12 protein-coding genes are annotated in these 15,133 nt (G+C 47.2%); 8 read left to right on the top strand and 4 right to left on the bottom strand.

From position 1 onward, the window contains the following. Nucleotides 1–253: 253 nt before the first annotated feature. The 5 genes from DDY07_RS05095 (at nt 254) to DDY07_RS05115 (ending at nt 7,234) form a co-directional block, all read left to right on the top strand. Nucleotides 254–2,551, top strand: coding sequence for a DNA internalization-related competence protein ComEC/Rec2 (locus DDY07_RS05095; protein WP_171695044.1), 2,298 nt, complete (start codon nt 254–256; stop codon nt 2,549–2,551). A gap of 106 nt (nt 2,552–2,657) precedes the next feature. After that, nucleotides 2,658–2,972: a PilZ domain-containing protein gene (locus DDY07_RS24280; protein WP_231499555.1), complete on the top strand. Its 315-nt coding sequence runs from the start codon at nt 2,658–2,660 to the stop codon at nt 2,970–2,972. Nucleotides 2,973–2,983: 11 nt separating this feature from the next. Beyond that, nucleotides 2,984–3,166: a YbdD/YjiX family protein gene (locus DDY07_RS05105; RefSeq protein ID WP_171695046.1), complete on the top strand. Its 183-nt coding sequence runs from the start codon at nt 2,984–2,986 to the stop codon at nt 3,164–3,166. A 585-nt stretch (nt 3,167–3,751) separates the two neighbouring features. Continuing rightward, nucleotides 3,752–6,061 (top strand): GGDEF domain-containing protein, encoded by a 2,310-nt coding sequence (locus tag DDY07_RS05110; protein WP_171695047.1) that lies wholly within the window; start codon nt 3,752–3,754, stop codon nt 6,059–6,061. 354 nt (nt 6,062–6,415) lie between these two features. Further along, entirely contained in the window at nt 6,416–7,234 is an 819-nt protein-coding gene (locus DDY07_RS05115; RefSeq protein ID WP_171695048.1) for a 3'-5' exonuclease, read from the top strand. Between the two features lie 447 nt (nt 7,235–7,681). On the opposite strand, the gene DDY07_RS05120 is transcribed toward DDY07_RS05115, so the two are convergent. The 4 genes from DDY07_RS05120 to DDY07_RS05135 form a co-directional block, all read right to left on the bottom strand. Then, on the bottom strand, nt 7,682–9,430 hold the full coding sequence (locus DDY07_RS05120) for a DEAD/DEAH box helicase (protein WP_171695049.1): 1,749 nt from the start codon (nt 9,428–9,430) through the stop codon (nt 7,682–7,684). A gap of 121 nt (nt 9,431–9,551) precedes the next feature. Then, nucleotides 9,552–10,526: a heme A synthase gene (locus DDY07_RS05125; RefSeq protein WP_171695050.1), complete on the bottom strand. Its 975-nt coding sequence runs from the start codon at nt 10,524–10,526 to the stop codon at nt 9,552–9,554. 13 nt (nt 10,527–10,539) lie between these two features. Continuing rightward, nucleotides 10,540–11,382 carry an HDOD domain-containing protein gene (locus DDY07_RS05130; protein ID WP_171695051.1) on the bottom strand — a complete coding sequence of 281 codons (843 nt, stop codon included), beginning with the start codon at nt 11,380–11,382 and terminating at the stop codon, nt 10,540–10,542. A gap of 14 nt (nt 11,383–11,396) precedes the next feature. Next, entirely contained in the window at nt 11,397–12,350 is a 954-nt protein-coding gene (locus DDY07_RS05135) for a folate-binding protein YgfZ (protein ID WP_171695052.1), read from the bottom strand. 101 nt (nt 12,351–12,451) lie between these two features. Here DDY07_RS05135 and DDY07_RS05140 point away from each other — a divergent pair, with 101 nt between their 5' ends. From DDY07_RS05140 to DDY07_RS05150, 3 genes are read left to right on the top strand one after another with little or no spacing between them, the layout of a single operon-like run. Beyond that, nucleotides 12,452–12,859 (top strand): protein YgfX, encoded by a 408-nt coding sequence (locus DDY07_RS05140; protein ID WP_171695053.1) that lies wholly within the window; start codon nt 12,452–12,454, stop codon nt 12,857–12,859. Then, entirely contained in the window at nt 12,859–13,728 is an 870-nt protein-coding gene (locus DDY07_RS05145; protein ID WP_253734407.1) for an HDOD domain-containing protein, read from the top strand. The genes DDY07_RS05140 and DDY07_RS05145 overlap by 1 nt, the downstream gene beginning before the upstream one ends. Then, nucleotides 13,728–14,927, top strand: a complete 1,200-nt coding sequence (locus tag DDY07_RS05150; protein WP_171695055.1) for a sensor domain-containing diguanylate cyclase — start codon at nt 13,728–13,730, stop codon at nt 14,925–14,927. Before DDY07_RS05145 ends, DDY07_RS05150 begins: the two co-directional genes overlap by 1 nt. The last annotated feature ends 206 nt before the right edge of the window (nt 14,928–15,133 follow it).

A 15,133-nucleotide genomic window follows, 5' to 3' on the forward strand; every position in this document is an offset into this window, starting at 1 on the left:
AAACAGTTGGAGATTTAGCGACAGCCCGCCTGTTGGGCGGCGTAGGCGTTATCAATTTAAAAAACAACATTTGCCAGGCACGGCAACCGGCTATTTTGCAGGATTAATGTCACAACAACCAGCCCATGACAGCCGTTGCGCCGCAGACAAGTTTAAAAAATCGGCTAGACTGCGTGAAATACGCTTGGCGGCGGAGTTTATGTGGTAGAAATATGAGGCGTTTAATACAGGATAAATATAGGTCGGAGAGGCGATGAATCTGAGCAGTTTGCTATTTCTGGCCGGAATTGTTGCTGTCCAACAGTTCAGCCGCTTGCCTAGTCTGTTTGAGTTTATCGGTTTGGGGGTTAGCAGCTTGTTGTTGATTTATCGGCGCCATTGGCGGCTTTTCGCGCTGCTGGCTGGGGTGTTGTGGGCGAGTTTATTCGGTAGCTGGCGGCTGTCCCAACAACTCCCCGATACCTATCAAAATCAGGAAGTGAAAATTCAAGGCTATATCGCCAGTCTGCCGCAACAACAAGAGCAGCGCACCAATTTTGATTTTATTGTCACGACGCCATCCGGCAACTTTCCGGATAAAATTCGCCTGAGCTGGTATTACCCAAAGCTCAACTTGGCTGCGGGACAGGGCTGGGAGTTCCGGGTAAAGTTGCGCAGGCCGCACGGCCGCCTCAACCCCGGCGGCTTTGACTTCGAAGCGTGGTTATTTGCCAACCATATCGGTGCTACGGGTTATGTGCGCGACAAACCGCCGCCGCAAATCGTGAGCTTATCGCCGAGTATCGGTCAATATTTTGCTCGGTGTCGGCAAGCGATTGCTGATCGACTGGACGCTGCTTTGCCCGGCAGCGGTCAGTTGGGTGTCATAAAAGCATTGACCATCGGCAGCCAAAACGCAATCACCCAAGAGCAATGGCGCGTGTTTAGAATCACCGGTGTGGTGCATTTAATCGTGATTTCCGGTTCGCATATCAGTCTGATCGCCGGCCTGATTTACCTTTGGACTAGGCGGCTTTGGGCTTGGACCGGGATACTAAGTTTTTCGCCGCAACGAGCCGCCGCATTGTGCGCTTGGCTGGCTGCGGTGTTTTATGCTGGTTTGGCAGGCTATTCGGTGCCCACTCTACGTGCGGTGATTATGCTCAGCGTGGCTTTGGCAGCAATCGCGTGGCAGCGTAACACCGCGCCAATGCGAATTTTATTGCTGGCGTTGCTGGCTGTCTTGCTGTTCGATCCGTTGGCTGTGCTATCGGTTGGCTTTTGGCTGTCATTCGTGGCGGTGGCATTATTGATTTACGTGTCCGCGGGTCGATTGGGCAGACCTTCTTACTGGCGCGAAGCCGGCGCCGCGCAATTGGCTACAGCTGTGGGCTTGTCGCCCTTATTGATCGTATTTTTTCAGCAAGTATCGTTGATATCGCCTGTCGCCAATTGGTTGGCGGTGCCGGTTATCGGCATCTTGATCGTCCCACCGGCCTTGCTGGCGGTGGTGTTACTGTTTATCTGGCCGACGTTCGGGGCGCTGTTGCTGCAAGTTCTGGATTATGTTTTGCAAGGCTTGTGGTGGGTGCTGTCGCACATGGCCGAACTACCATTAGCCAGCGTCTATTGCCTCCCGCCGCCTTGGTATGCCATTGTTCTGGCGGCCATTGGCGTGCTGCTGTTGTTAGCGCCCAGGGGTTTTCCATGCCGGTATTTAAGCCCTTTACTGTTTTTCCCGCTATTACTGGTTGATGTCGAAAAACCGAAACCCGGTGAAGCTTGGTTGACTGTGCTGGACGTGGGTCAAGGATTAGCAGCCGTGGTGCAAACTGCGGAACATGCTCTGGTGTTTGATACCGGCGCACGTTATTCAGAATATTCCGACATGGGCGATTCAGTGGTTGTGCCGTTTTTACGCGATCAGGGCATCTCTAGGGTCGATGGCTTGGTGATTAGTCATGGTGACAATGATCACAGTGGCGGTGCAGATTCGATACTTGCCGAATTACCGGTAGACAAGGTCCTTAGTAGCGTTCCTGAATGGGCCGCACGCGAACACGGCGAGTATTGCCGGGCAGGACAAACCTGGCGTTGGGATGAAGTAACATTTAAGGTGCTGTCCCCGCCGGAACAGGGATTCATCGGTGATAACGATAACTCCTGCGTATTACAAGTAAGCTCCGCACAGCAGGTTTTTTTGCTGACCGGCGACATCGAACAAACAGCCGAAAACTGGTTGGTGCGCGAGTACGCTGACAAACTTGCCAGCGACGTATTGTTGGCACCGCACCATGGCAGCAAAACTTCATCAAGCCTGGCTTTGCTTGAAAAAGTTAATCCCAGGCTTATTTTGGTTCCCGCCGGTTATCAAAACCGTTTTGGTTTTCCGCATCGCCAGGTTATCGAACGCTATAGCCAGCTTGGCATGGCTTGGTTGAATACGGCCGAACAGGGCGCTATTTCGGTGCATAGTGGACCTGAAAGAATTGAGCCGATAGCCGAACGTGTCAAACGGCAACGCTATTGGCGCACACCAGTGCCGAATCGGCAGAGTATTGATGTCAGATAAATTTTGCCGTGTCGGCGTTTCTGCCTATACTCTCAGGACCAAAATATGGAGCATTGCAGTGGAGAATGAAAACCGTACCAGAATACGTTTTAATCCGGAAGGACTCGTGGCGCACATCATTATCGAACCGCCACCGCCCGGCGGTGAAATCATCATCGATGGCCAGGTCGTCGATATGAGTTACAGCGGCATTAAAATTCGTTTGAAAGAACCCCTGGGGCAAGCAGTGGAAGAGGCCGAGTTGCGGATTTCCATCATCCTGCCGGAATCGAGGGTAGCGATGTCGATACACGGCAACATCAAACATATCCGCGAAGACCGCGAATGCGGATTGCAATATAATCCGAATAAACACAGCGAAGACGAATTCGACGATCTGATGTTCGAATGCGTCAAGTTGGCACCACAGCGTAAAGATTAATTGGGGCTGTAATGAGCGCGTTCATTCTGTCTTTTCGATCATTCTGGCGCCACCTAAACGGCGATGCCGCTTATGAACGCTATCTGCGACACTGCCACGAACATCACGCGGAACAGCTTCGACCCTTAAGCCGAAAGGCGTTTTTTGCTGCTGAAACGCAGCGTAAATGGAATGGCGTGAAGCGGTGTTGCTGAATTTAATTGTGGCTTGAAGTTGCTGGCGCTAAAAGTCCTCCTACCGCCAGTTCAAGATTCGATTAGGGTAGTACTCTCACAGAAAATCGGTTCAATTCGATTAACTTGTGTCTAATGCAATTTTGGCTCTGCAAGCCGGAAGGCAATAAAAAGGCCTAGGTTTTTCAACCCAAGCCTCTATAGTCACCGGTGAAATCACGAACCCGCGACCGGCTGATTACTAAACCTGACTTTAAAGGCAATAACCTTTTATATCAATAAACTGCCGGCTTCGCTTAATCCAAACCTACCTAATCTATACTTGAATCGTTGTATTTAGGTATGCTGCTCTGGTACAAAATTGGTACAGCCTGTAAGTCGGACGCCAACTTTTACGGCTATCATCTAAAATGTGACAAAAAAACTATCTTTACACGAAGATTGCAACGAACCTGTCAGCACTCGGGTTTTATACACAAACATCAACCACTCACAAAACAAATATCTTCTTTAGGGAGCTAACGATAGAGGTTTGCCCCCCCAGAAATGACCTGTTTAAGATGATATTTCGGCCAATTTCATATGATCACGGAGCCATAGGACTAAATGAAAATCGATGGATTACAAACTTTTCTCGCCGAAGTTCAGAGCGAGTTCAAACCAGAAGGAATTGATGCAAATATCTATTATTTTTACGATGACGTTTGGCGTGACCTATCTTGTAGCTCAGTTTGTGATAGTGCAACAACCAACTATCTAACCCGATCCAAATTAGAACAGGTGGCCTTCCACGCAACAAACCACTTAGACGCTTGGTTTTATTTTTCTTCTGCTGATTGTGTTGTCTGTTTGACGTGCTCAAAGTCTCCACAATTACAAACACGGCGCAAGTATCGCGAACGACTTCAAAAGATTGAAGAAAGCGCCTCAAATGCTTATAAGGTCTCACACAATCAGTTGACGCACCTTCTAGCCAAAAATTCATTTCGAGAACGATTGGCATCAGCTATTACTGACGTTGAGAGGCCCGAGATGCATAACACTGAGGCACTGGAAAGCGGTGTGGCTCGAGCATTGGCCGTTATGGCTCTGGATATTGATCACTTCAAACAGGTCAATGACACATGGGGCCATCTTTACGGTGATCAGGTTCTCAGGACTTTTGGTAGACGACTTGAGAATTGTGCTGACGATATTCAAGAAAAAGGAGTAGGTGACCCGACCATATCCCTTGGACATCCTTCTGGGGAAGAGTTTCTTATCTTCATCCAGGCAAATGTTCTGAGGGAACAGTTTGTTGAATGGGCAAATGATTTTCGAAAATCTATTGCAGACGAAGTATTACCAACAGACACCGAATGGCAATGGCTTTCTAGCTCGGGCAGTATTGGTGTTCTACAACTGCCACCAACTCAGGATCGATCCACAACAGTCAGCGTGGGTGTGGCATTGCACAACAGTGCATCTCTCCTAGGACAGAGATCTGAAGAAGTTTCTGACTTACTTGATCGAGCCGATACTGCACTCTACCGGGCAAAAGCAGCTGGGAGAAATCAAGTAATCTGCTACGACGAGATACTTTCCAGTTGCGGGCGAGTTATCGAACAAGATAAAAATACTCGGGTTGTTGCTTTGGACATCGGCTCAAATGTAGGTGTGTCTGAAGGTCAAGAGTTTAAAGTATTCTCGCCAACCTTTTCCGGTAAGACGAAATTTTTCATAAACGATGGTCGAACTAAACGTACCTTAGGCGAATATCCGCGAGTACAATCGGCTAGAATTGTAATTTTTAACGCACAGCCTGAAATTTCGTTTGCATACGTTGCAGAGCCGGAACCCAGTAATTCTGACCCGCTTCTGGAGCCTGGATCGCACCTTGAGGCTATACCTGCTGGCTCCATTGGTCATCTGCTACCATCATTTTCAAAGTACCTTCCATCTACATCGGATAAGCATGAGCGAGGTGTTACTAGCGAGTTACTAGATTTCATTAAAACATCAGTCAGTAATAATGGAGCTCCTTTCGCTGTAGTCGTTAGGTTTACTAGAGAGGGCGAATATCTTCGAAAATACGGAACGGTTGCGCTAAATACTGCCCTAGCCAAACTTTATCGTGAGGCTCAGATAGTCTTTCCTCCTGCAACATTAATTGAATTGCTAGACCGAGGCTCAATCTGCATCGCCGGCCCCAATAGTGTTTATAAGGAAAGCATAGTTACTGATTTTATTGAAAGTGTAACGGTGGATCTTCACGAACTAGGAGTGTTCGCTGGTATATTCTGCGAAGCAGACCGAGAGTCTTCAACTAGTGATACTGAGAATTCGCTCGACGCGACGAATGCCGTTGAGTTCGCTCGCTTTGCCGCAGCTGATGCAGGTCGCAAACCAGAAACACGGCTACGCCACTTTAGTTACAGTGTTGCTTCAAGTGTGCTAGGCGCGCTTTTAGAATCCAACGCATTTGAGATCGCGTATGCAGACTTCGAAAGGTTACGCCGTCTAGGTGTAGAGTCCGCTCGTTTGTTTAACCTTGGAGGTTTGATCGCTGTAAGCCTTGGCAATCGCCGTCAAGCACTCGAACACTACTCTGCCGCAATATCTAGAGATTCGGAGACCCTCGTCTATAAGAGTAACTACGCGACTTCTGCATACATATTGAAAGAATTCGATCCAGCTCTTAAGATCCTAAATCCAGTATCACTAGAAGAGATTGACAAACTTCGTCTCATCCATCCTTTTGGTTATCACTGTTATGCGCGACTTCTCGCTATGGCGTGGCAAAATAAATCAATCTTTTTTGATAGTTCACGCTTCCTTCACATCGCGAATATTGCTTTGTCAATCCCGGAATTCCAAAAGTCTCCGGATAATGCTGTTATAAGAGAAGCACTCGCTTCCTTAACGGAAATTCAATAGAGTTTTCTTTGCTATTTGGCGGTTTTTCTTGAGCACATACCTGGCCTTATCAAAATCTGTGAGGGCCAGGCGTTAAAATTCTGCTAATTGCAGCCTCATCTAATAAGGCAATCCTCTTTGCAAATTTAGTCATATATAGAGCTAAAGGATGTGTTGAACATCTTGAGTCACGTCGTTTGCCAACGGTGTGGTTTGTAAAAGCACCTCACCCTTTGATTGCTTTGGTCTATACCTTGACTCTTGGCATTTTTGTTTCGTCAGTCGATTTTTGACCGACAGCCATCATATAACGTCATGCTGCATACCCTCCAAGCATGATGATAAAATTCTAATAATTTTTAAAAATTTATTTAAATGCTCAAATCACTTTCACATCCACAAAGAGTAAAATTAATTAAAAAAATTTGTGGTGAAGCCGCAGAAGATGAGTTGAAAGCTATCTTTGAAAAAGCAATGTCATTTATAACAGAAGACTGTTCATTTTTAAAAGTAATTGAACTCTTCCATGCGATTGATAACATTGACAATATAGATTTTGAAAAACTTGAACCCTATACAATTGGTCGTCGTGAAATCAAAATAGTTAAAAACAACAGTGACCTAAATAGCGCAATTCAGAAAATTAGGAAAAATAGAGTTATAGGTTTCGATACAGAGAAAAAGCCAAATTTTAAAAAAGGAGATCCACCTAATCCAATTTCGATAATTCAAATTGCGAACGACTCTGATTGCTATATTTTCCAAATAAAATCTATAAAAGATGTCACCCCATTACTTAAAATTCTAGAAGATATTAATACAATAAAGATAGGCAGCGGACTGAGTGAAGATATTGAAAATATATTAAGAGACTTTGGAGTCAGGCCGCGTTCATTTTTGGATTTACATCAAATATTTAAAACTTACCTCCACTCAGAAAATGACATCGGCGCTAAAAAGGCAGTTGCTATTTTTTTAAGAAAAAATATGAATAAATCAAAAAAGATGTCTCGGTCAAATTGGGAAAACAAAGACCTGTCTGAAAATCAGATTATATACGCCACTGAAGACGCAACCGCTGTATACGACGTATTCATATACTTGGTAAATAATTATCCATTTATAATTAGCACGTTGCCGAAATGGTTTCACGAAAAAGCAAAAATTGAATCATGTATCACTAATTTAAAATAATGAAGTTTTCTAAATAACACTGGATTATATAAAAATATTTGGAATGGCGAATTGACGGCGTGGCGTTTGAGTTTCAGATTAAGTGGTCTGTCATGATTGAGCATGAAGCTGGTACCGTAAGAGCTTTTGGTCAAGCTAAGCGCCTCATAACACTATTCGTCCACGTCCTGGCGCGAGGTTTCCCCATTCCATTCAGAGCATCCAATCTGCCATAAGATCGGTATCTGTTCATCAACGGTCTAGCCAGATTGAATTAGTTCATAGTGCGTGAAGGCACTGTGTTACGCTCATCTGCCGCCTGGCAATTTTGCCGAGTACGCAGATAACGCAAGACTGGGTACAAATTCGGTACGGCCAATAAATAAGGCCTAGGTGAAAAACACCTAAGCCTTTGGTATGTGGAACTGGCGATGGGGCTAGAACCCTAGACTGGCCGATTACAATCAGTTATTCGGCTTGGTCTTTATTTTTGCCGCGTCTTGACGGTGAGCCGACCCGTTTTTTACTTTTGTCTTTTTTCACCAAAGCCGGGTCGAATTTGGAAATATCCAAAGGTTTACCGACTACCCGGACTTTTTTCAGGGCCTGGAACAAGTCTTTGGGCATGCCGGCGGGCAGTTCTACGGTGCTGTAGTGCTCCTCGATTTTGATGCGGGCGATATGATCGCCGTCTATACCGGTTTCGTTGGCGATAGCCCCGACGATATTGCCCGGTTTCACGCCGTCGGCATGGCCTACTTCGATGCGGAAGGTTTCCATTTCTACCGCGCCGACGCGACCTTTTTCCCTTCTTGGGCCGCGGTCGTTACGATCATTGCGGTCGGAACGGCCTTTTTCCTCGGCGTCTTTGCGTGGTTTTTTGCTGGGCTCTTTCATCAGCAAAGGCGTATCGCCTTGCAATAACTTGGCTAACGCCGCCGCAATATCAAGTGCCGGGACATTATGCTCAACCTGATATTGGTTGATTAATTGGTTGTAAAAGCTGAGTTCCTCGCCGGCCAGCGTATCGGTAATCCGCTGTTTGAAACGGTTGATGCGGGCGTTGTTGATAAAGTCGGTGGAAGGCAATTGCATTTCTTCGACTTTTTGTTTCGTGGCTTGCTCGATATTGGCTAGCAGGCGTTTTTCGCGCGGCGAGACAAACAAAATCGCGTCGCCGGTGCGGCCGGCGCGACCGGTACGGCCGATACGATGGATATAAGATTCGGTGTCGTAAGGGATGTCATAGTTGACGACATGGGTAATACGATCAACGTCCAGGCCGCGGGCGGCGACGTCCGTGGCGATCAGAATATCCAGTTTGCCGCTTTTCAGATTATCGATAGCCCGCTCGCGCAAGGCTTGCGACATGTCGCCATTGATGGCTGAGGCGGAAAAACCACGTGCTTCCAATTTTTCCGCGACTTCGATGGTAGCGGTTTTGGTTCTGACGAAGATAATCATGCCGTCGAAGTTTTCCGCTTCCAGAATACGGGTCAGCGCATCCATTTTGTGCACACCGCTGACAAACCAGTAGCGTTGGCGAATATTGGCGGCGGTGGCGGTTTTAACCTTGATGGTGACTTGTTCGGGGTTGTTCAGGTATTTCTGCGCAATTTTGCGAATTTCGGTAGGCATGGTGGCCGAGAACAGCGCGGTTTGGCGCGTCGATGGGGTTTGTTCCAGAATCCATTCCACGTCATCGATAAAGCCCATGCGTAACATTTCGTCGGCTTCGTCCAGGACCAGGGTAGAAAGCTGATCCAGTTTTAGCGTGCCGCGACGCATGTGGTCCATGACCCGTCCCGGTGTACCCACCACGACATGCGCACCGCGATTCAATTGGCGTAGCTGGCTGGTGTAATCCTGGCCGCCGTAGATTGGCAAGACGTGAAAGCCTTTGATGTGCGCGGCATAACTTTGGAAAGCCTCGGCAACCTGTATCGCCAATTCGCGCGTAGGGGCTAGTACCAAAGCTTGCGGGTCTTTTTGATTGAGATTAATACGCGACAAAATCGGCAAGGCGAATGCAGCGGTTTTACCCGTACCGGTTTGGGCTTGGCCCAACACGTCGCGACCTGCCATGACGAACGGAATAATCTGTGCTTGAATCGGAGAAGGGGTTTCGTAACCGACACTTTCCAGCGCTTTTAAAATGGTGTCTGAAAGCGATAAATCTTTAAAGGAAGGCGTGGCGGAGGAAGGGGCGTCGGACATTAATAATACCTGTAGAAAAAAAGAGAGTTGCCGGCCATGGGCTAGCTATGCCTGGCATTGTATCGCAACTTAGTCTGATGTTGCTTAACTTATTGATAATTACCGTAAAATCCTGGCTTGTTCAGTTTGCTTTTCCGGACGAGTAATTTAAGCAAATAAAGATGAAAAATTGCGCGCCGAAAATCAGATTAGCCATCAACAGATGTACCGGTTGAGCGACGGCGGGAAATCCCAGTCTGTCCAGGCTGACGCCAGCCAAAATGGCGGTAACGATCAATCCCACTAGAAGATAAGCAGTGCGCAACAGCAGGCTCTGTTTGTCGGCTTGTTGATAAATTTTCCAAGCCAACCAGAGGTTGGTGAACAAAATGATTGATGAAAAAGAGCGGTGAATATAAAAAATGATCGGAAAACTATCGCGCCAATATTGCCTGTCGATATAGCTGTGCTCATGAGCAATGTAATCGACCGCTTCCCTGACTTGGGTGCCCATTGCCACTTGCAGCAAGGTCATTGCCATGGCAATTTTCAAAACCAAAGCAAAACGTGGCGTTAGCCAATGGCTATCGATGGCTTGCAGTAGGGGTTTTTGCGATCTGGCAATCGCGTAGATTAGCAGCGCGACGATAAATAAGGCCAACAACATGTGCAGCGTTATCATCAAGGGCTTTAAGTTACTCGCTACCACGGCCGAACCCAGCCAGCCCTGAAATCCGACCAGCAAAAATACCGATAACGCTAAATAAAAAATCGCTTTGTCGGCTTTCAGATAAACCCGCGACGTCCAGGCGGTGAGAAAAATCAGAAAACCAATCGTCACTCCGACCAGACGATTGGTATATTCGGTCCAGGTTTTTACCGGATTGAAGGTGGTGCTTTCATAGCCGCGCGCCGCATAAATTTCGTGATAATTGGCAGGCAGTTGCGACTCGTGAGTCGGTGGCACCCATTGCCCGAAGCAGGTGGGCCAATCCGGGCAGCCCATGCCGGCTCCTGAGGCGCGGACGATGCCGCCGACCAGAATTACGAAATACACAGCAAAGATGGTAAGGGTGCCTAAGCGGCGAAAACGGGCGGCGTCTTGAGCGTCTATCATGTGTTATTAATTCTCAAAGGAACATTGAATGCGCGAGTTCGATCTCTTCCGAGACTCCTTCAATTTCCAAAATTTCGGTATCGGGCTGGATGCCCAATTTAACAAAGGCCGGTACGGTGTTCCAATCGACGCGGCAGGCCGGATGATCGGTGCCGGCGATGCTTTGCAAAAATGCGACTTGCACTAAATCGACGTAATCGGCCTTGGCTCCGGAGTCGCGCTGAAAATCCACATATTCGGACGGCACCAGCTTCAGTTCTTCCGGGAAATTCCAGGTGTTCATGATCAGTTTGCCAACGTGTGGGTGGGCTTTTTCCAATAACTTATCCAGCCGCGACGGGCTGTCTCTGAATTCAGGGATTTTCTCGACCAGCGTCAGTATCGGTAATTTACCGATTTGATGGATCAGTCCGGCCAGCATCGCTTCATCGGCGTTTAAATGCGGCACGAATGCCGCCAACGCCCGGCTGATCGCCGAGACATTCACACCCTGCTCCCAGGTGCTGCGAAAATACCCTTCCAGTAGCGCCGTGGTGGGCGTGAACATTTGCTGCATGATCAAGCTGGTAATCAGGGTGCGAATAGTGTTGTTACCGAGCCGGGTAACAGCCATTTGAATATTTTTGATTTCCATGGTGCCGCGATACAAGGGGCTGTTGGCCACTTGTATCAAACGGGCGGAAATAGCGGCGTCGGTTGCGATGATCTCGGCCAGGCTTTGCGCGGTGGCATCGCCTTTACTCACAGCATCGCGGACTTTGATGGCTACATCCGGTAAGGTAGGCAGGATTAATCGGTTGGCGTCCAGTTCCGCTTGCACATGGACTAAAAAGTCTTGAACAGATTTGAATTGCATGGATTGAATTTCCGCTATTGATCCGAAATTATCGCGATTGGCGTCCGATAGTCGTCTTCAAGTATAAGGTTTTTTGGCAGTCCATCAACTATTTGCAAGACCACCAGCGCCCGGTTTATTCCGGACCAGACCGCGTTAGCCAATACGCAGCCCATGCTTTGCTGAGAAATACCGTCCAACACCTTGCAGCCATTAACCACGCCGCTGGCTGAGGGCTGACACTCGGCGATAAACAGCGCGCGTTTAACTTTGCCCAGATAGTGGCTACGGGCCACGATTTCTTGGCCTGTGTAGCAGCCTTTACTGAAACTAATGCCGCCCAGTTGGTCAATACCCAACATCTGCGGTATGTGCTGTTCCGATTGGTTAATATCGAACCAGGGTAGGGCAGTGGAGATGTCTTGATAACGCCACTCGTCCAGGCAGCCGGATTCGAAATCGTAGCGGCTACTGAGTAATCCGGCAAATTCATCGATCTGATCAGGTGTACCCAGTGTCAAATAACGCGGGGTGCCAGGTAGTTTAATGGTCGTTAACGGTATTTGCCCTACAGCGAAATTGCCTGTTGGAGCGTCTATCTCAGGCGCAAAACCCGATATGCCCAAAATACGCATGTTTCCAGTTTGATCCTGCAATGTTGCATCGGCACGCAATACGTACATCCGCAATTTTTTTAACACGGTGTCGAGCAAATCCGTAGGCAGTATCAGGAAAAAAGACGCTGGTGATTTAACCACCAACAGTGTACTGATAACACGGCCTTTGGCGTTACAGAATCCGGCTATACTGGCTTGCGATGCCGATAAATCGTTAATATTGCAAGTCAGCTGGCCTTGTAACAGTTTTGCGGCATCCTGACCGATAACTTCTATAAGGCTCAGACCGGTGGACGCGAAAATTTTTTTGGATAAAGCAAGTGCATTGGGTTCGCTAAAAGCGTTTGTGTGATCTGTGCGGTCTTCAAGCATGGCGGCAACGTTTGTAGGAATACATGAACATAATTTAGCAGGGTAGTTTACCTTAGCTCGAAAAAGGTGCGGCGATTGTGTCGAAAAATCTTGAACAGAGCATGAATTTTAAAGTGGAGCGCTCGAGGGCGCTGAGATTCGTTGTTAGCGCTATTCACAGCGCGGCGCTGGCGGCATGTTGGCTAAACGCGCTACCGTTGCCATACAAATATTTGCTGACGATGCTGGTATTACTAAGCTGGCGAAACAATATGGCATTCGGCAAAATTGATGTTACTTATCTACGCTATACTCCTCAGTATGGATGGTCGCTGCTTGGAACGGGCGACCAGTACAGGTCTATCGAGATTCAAGCGTCAACTGTGGTAAGTGGATTACTGATCGCGCTGCATTGGGTGCACGATGAAGGGAGGTGTCAATCGATGATAATTCCAAAAGATGTAATGAGTAACGACGATTACCGCAAACTCTCGGTTTGTTTAATTATTTCAGGTTATGGTCATGGTTGATGAATGCCGGTGTGAAGCAAACAATTGAACTGCAAATCGGTTCGCTGAAAAACTTGCCGGTTTTGCCAGAGGCAAGTCTGCGAATTCTGGATGTCATCAACACGCCGGACATACCCATAGAAAAGTTGGCGGATGCCTTATCGTTATCGCCTGGTTTAGTTGCTAGATTGCTTGGATTAGCAAATTCGGCCTATTTTGCCCGTGGCAGAAATGTCTCAGATATTCGTACCGCTATTTTTCAGGTCTTGGGTCTGGATTTGGTGAAGGCGCTGGCACAGGCAATTATTTTTAATGTCCAATTTGATACGCGCAAATGCCAAGGTTTCGACGCCGAGTATTTTTGGATACGCTCATTAACCACCGCGGTATCCGCGCAAAAACTGGCGATCGAAATTCCGCAATTGCGAGCATTTACGCCATCGACAATTTATTCCGGTGGATTACTTCTTAATATCGGCATATTGGTGCTCGGCTATTTGCAGCCGGAAGAGCTGCATGAAGTGTTTGTCGAATGCAAAAAAACGGGTTTGCCTGTGAGTCAGGGAATTTCTCGACAAATGGGGCAGAGCCATTATCAAATCGGTCATTTTTTATTACGTAAATGGCATTTGCCGGTTTTGTACCAAGTGCTATTAGACAATTATGAAAATAAGGATTTTGAAGGTATAGAGCTGCCCTTGCTGATTTTAATGAGGCTTTGCGAGCGCTTAAGCGTAACCGTGATTTCAGGGGAGTCTATTAATCTGCAAGAGTTTGAATCGGAATGCCGGAAGATTAAGTTGCCGTTGGACAATATACAAGAGCTTGCTGAACAACTGGCAGAAAATCAGCCGGCTATGCAAAAACTTGCTGCCATCATGGGGAATTGATGAACCAGCCTAGCGCAAACAGTCAAGATGTGAAACTGGCAGGTTTCGGCGTGCAGGATTTGCTGATAGATCTCGTCAATGCGCTGTCCGCAGTCAAACAGTTATCCGAAATCGATTGTCAAGTCGATGATGAAAAAACCCTTATCAGACAAGCTTTGGCAAGCCTTATCCAATATCAAGATATGGAGCGGTGCTCTTTTTTTATCGTGGATAGCGAAGGCTTATTAAGCAATGTTGCCGGCATTAGTGTGGGCGAGCTTGGCGCTCCTGAAGTAAATATGGATAGCCCTTTGCGCTTTAGAGTAGGGGAAGGCTTGATTGGCGCTGCCGCGGCGACCGGTGTTTTGCAGCATTGTCAAAATTGCCACGAAGATAAGCGATTCGAAAAAACCGGAAACTCGAAGCAATCGCCCGGTTCAATTATCAGTGTGCCGGTATTTACTTTCAATCGCACCTTGATTGGCGTTTTAAACGTATCCCATCCGCAAGCCTATTATTTCAACGATTGGCATATCCGTTTGTTGGAAGTTTATAAAAACATTCTTGGTCAGTTGATTACCACTAGGCGCCTGGTTCAGCATATGGAACAGCAAATTGCTTCCAGGACGGCTGAGTTGGAGAGTTTGGTTGCCGAAACCAATCAACTTAAAGATCATTTTGCCAGTATGTCCATGCATGACCAGTTAACAGGCCTGCATAATCGGCGGTTTTTTTATGACCAAGTCGAAGTCGTTATCGCTCACCATAAGCGCTACAAAACCGGTTTTTGTTTACTGGTGATGGACATTGATCATTTCAAAGTCATTAATGATCGCTTCGGACATTTGTTCGGCGATCAAGTGCTGACCGGTGTCGCTAAAGCGTTAAAGCGGCAAGTGCGTAATACCGATATTCTGGTACGTTTTGGTGGCGAAGAGTTTGTAGCGATTTTTACTAATACCCGCTGCGATAGCGGTAAAACATTTGCGGAGCGCATTCGTCAGGAAATCAAAACCCTGGAATGGTCTATCAATCAAGAGGTGGTAAATTTGACCCTGAGTATTGGCATATATTGCTTGAATAGCGATTTAATTCAATCCGAACAAGCCCCTGACATTGATCAAATGATTAATTACGCCGATGCTGCGTTGTATCAAGCTAAAGCCAGCGGCCGAGATAAGACGATAGTATTCGGCGAAGCCTGCTCGGATCAGTTGTAAGACGATTTGGGATGGTTCATCGGGATATTCATAACCTTAAGTTGTGACTAAAAATATTTGAATTTCTCACTCAGCACGACATCAGGAGTGTCTGTCAGTCCGATAGTTGATTTTTAGGTAATTACGTATTCTTGGTATTAAACCGGCCCTGTTTATTAACGGTTATTCCGTCCGGGCTGAGCTGGTCGAAGCCCCAGTTGGTGTGA

It is taken from the genome of Methylomonas sp. ZR1, assembly GCF_013141865.1.
Taxonomy (GTDB): Bacteria; Pseudomonadota; Gammaproteobacteria; order Methylococcales; family Methylomonadaceae; genus Methylomonas.

Bases quoted from the DNA above. Each gene is read 5' to 3' on its own strand.
- DDY07_RS05095 (WP_171695044.1), top strand. From the start codon at position 254: ATGAATCTGAGCAGTTTGCTATTTCTGGCCGGAATTGTTGCTGTCCAA.
- DDY07_RS05105 (WP_171695046.1), top strand. From the start codon at position 2,984: ATGAGCGCGTTCATTCTGTCTTTTCGATCATTCTGGCGCCACCTAAAC.
- DDY07_RS05110 (WP_171695047.1), top strand. From the start codon at position 3,752: ATGAAAATCGATGGATTACAAACTTTTCTCGCCGAAGTTCAGAGCGAG.
- DDY07_RS05115 (WP_171695048.1), top strand. From the start codon at position 6,416: ATGCTCAAATCACTTTCACATCCACAAAGAGTAAAATTAATTAAAAAA.
- DDY07_RS05120 (WP_171695049.1), bottom strand. From the start codon at position 9,430: ATGTCCGACGCCCCTTCCTCCGCCACGCCTTCCTTTAAAGATTTATCG.
- DDY07_RS05125 (WP_171695050.1), bottom strand. From the start codon at position 10,526: ATGATAGACGCTCAAGACGCCGCCCGTTTTCGCCGCTTAGGCACCCTT.
- DDY07_RS05130 (WP_171695051.1), bottom strand. From the start codon at position 11,382: ATGCAATTCAAATCTGTTCAAGACTTTTTAGTCCATGTGCAAGCGGAA.
- DDY07_RS05135 (WP_171695052.1), bottom strand. From the start codon at position 12,350: ATGCTTGAAGACCGCACAGATCACACAAACGCTTTTAGCGAACCCAAT.
- DDY07_RS05140 (WP_171695053.1), top strand. From the start codon at position 12,452: ATGAATTTTAAAGTGGAGCGCTCGAGGGCGCTGAGATTCGTTGTTAGC.
- DDY07_RS05145 (WP_253734407.1), top strand. From the start codon at position 12,859: ATGAATGCCGGTGTGAAGCAAACAATTGAACTGCAAATCGGTTCGCTG.
- DDY07_RS05150 (WP_171695055.1), top strand. From the start codon at position 13,728: ATGAACCAGCCTAGCGCAAACAGTCAAGATGTGAAACTGGCAGGTTTC.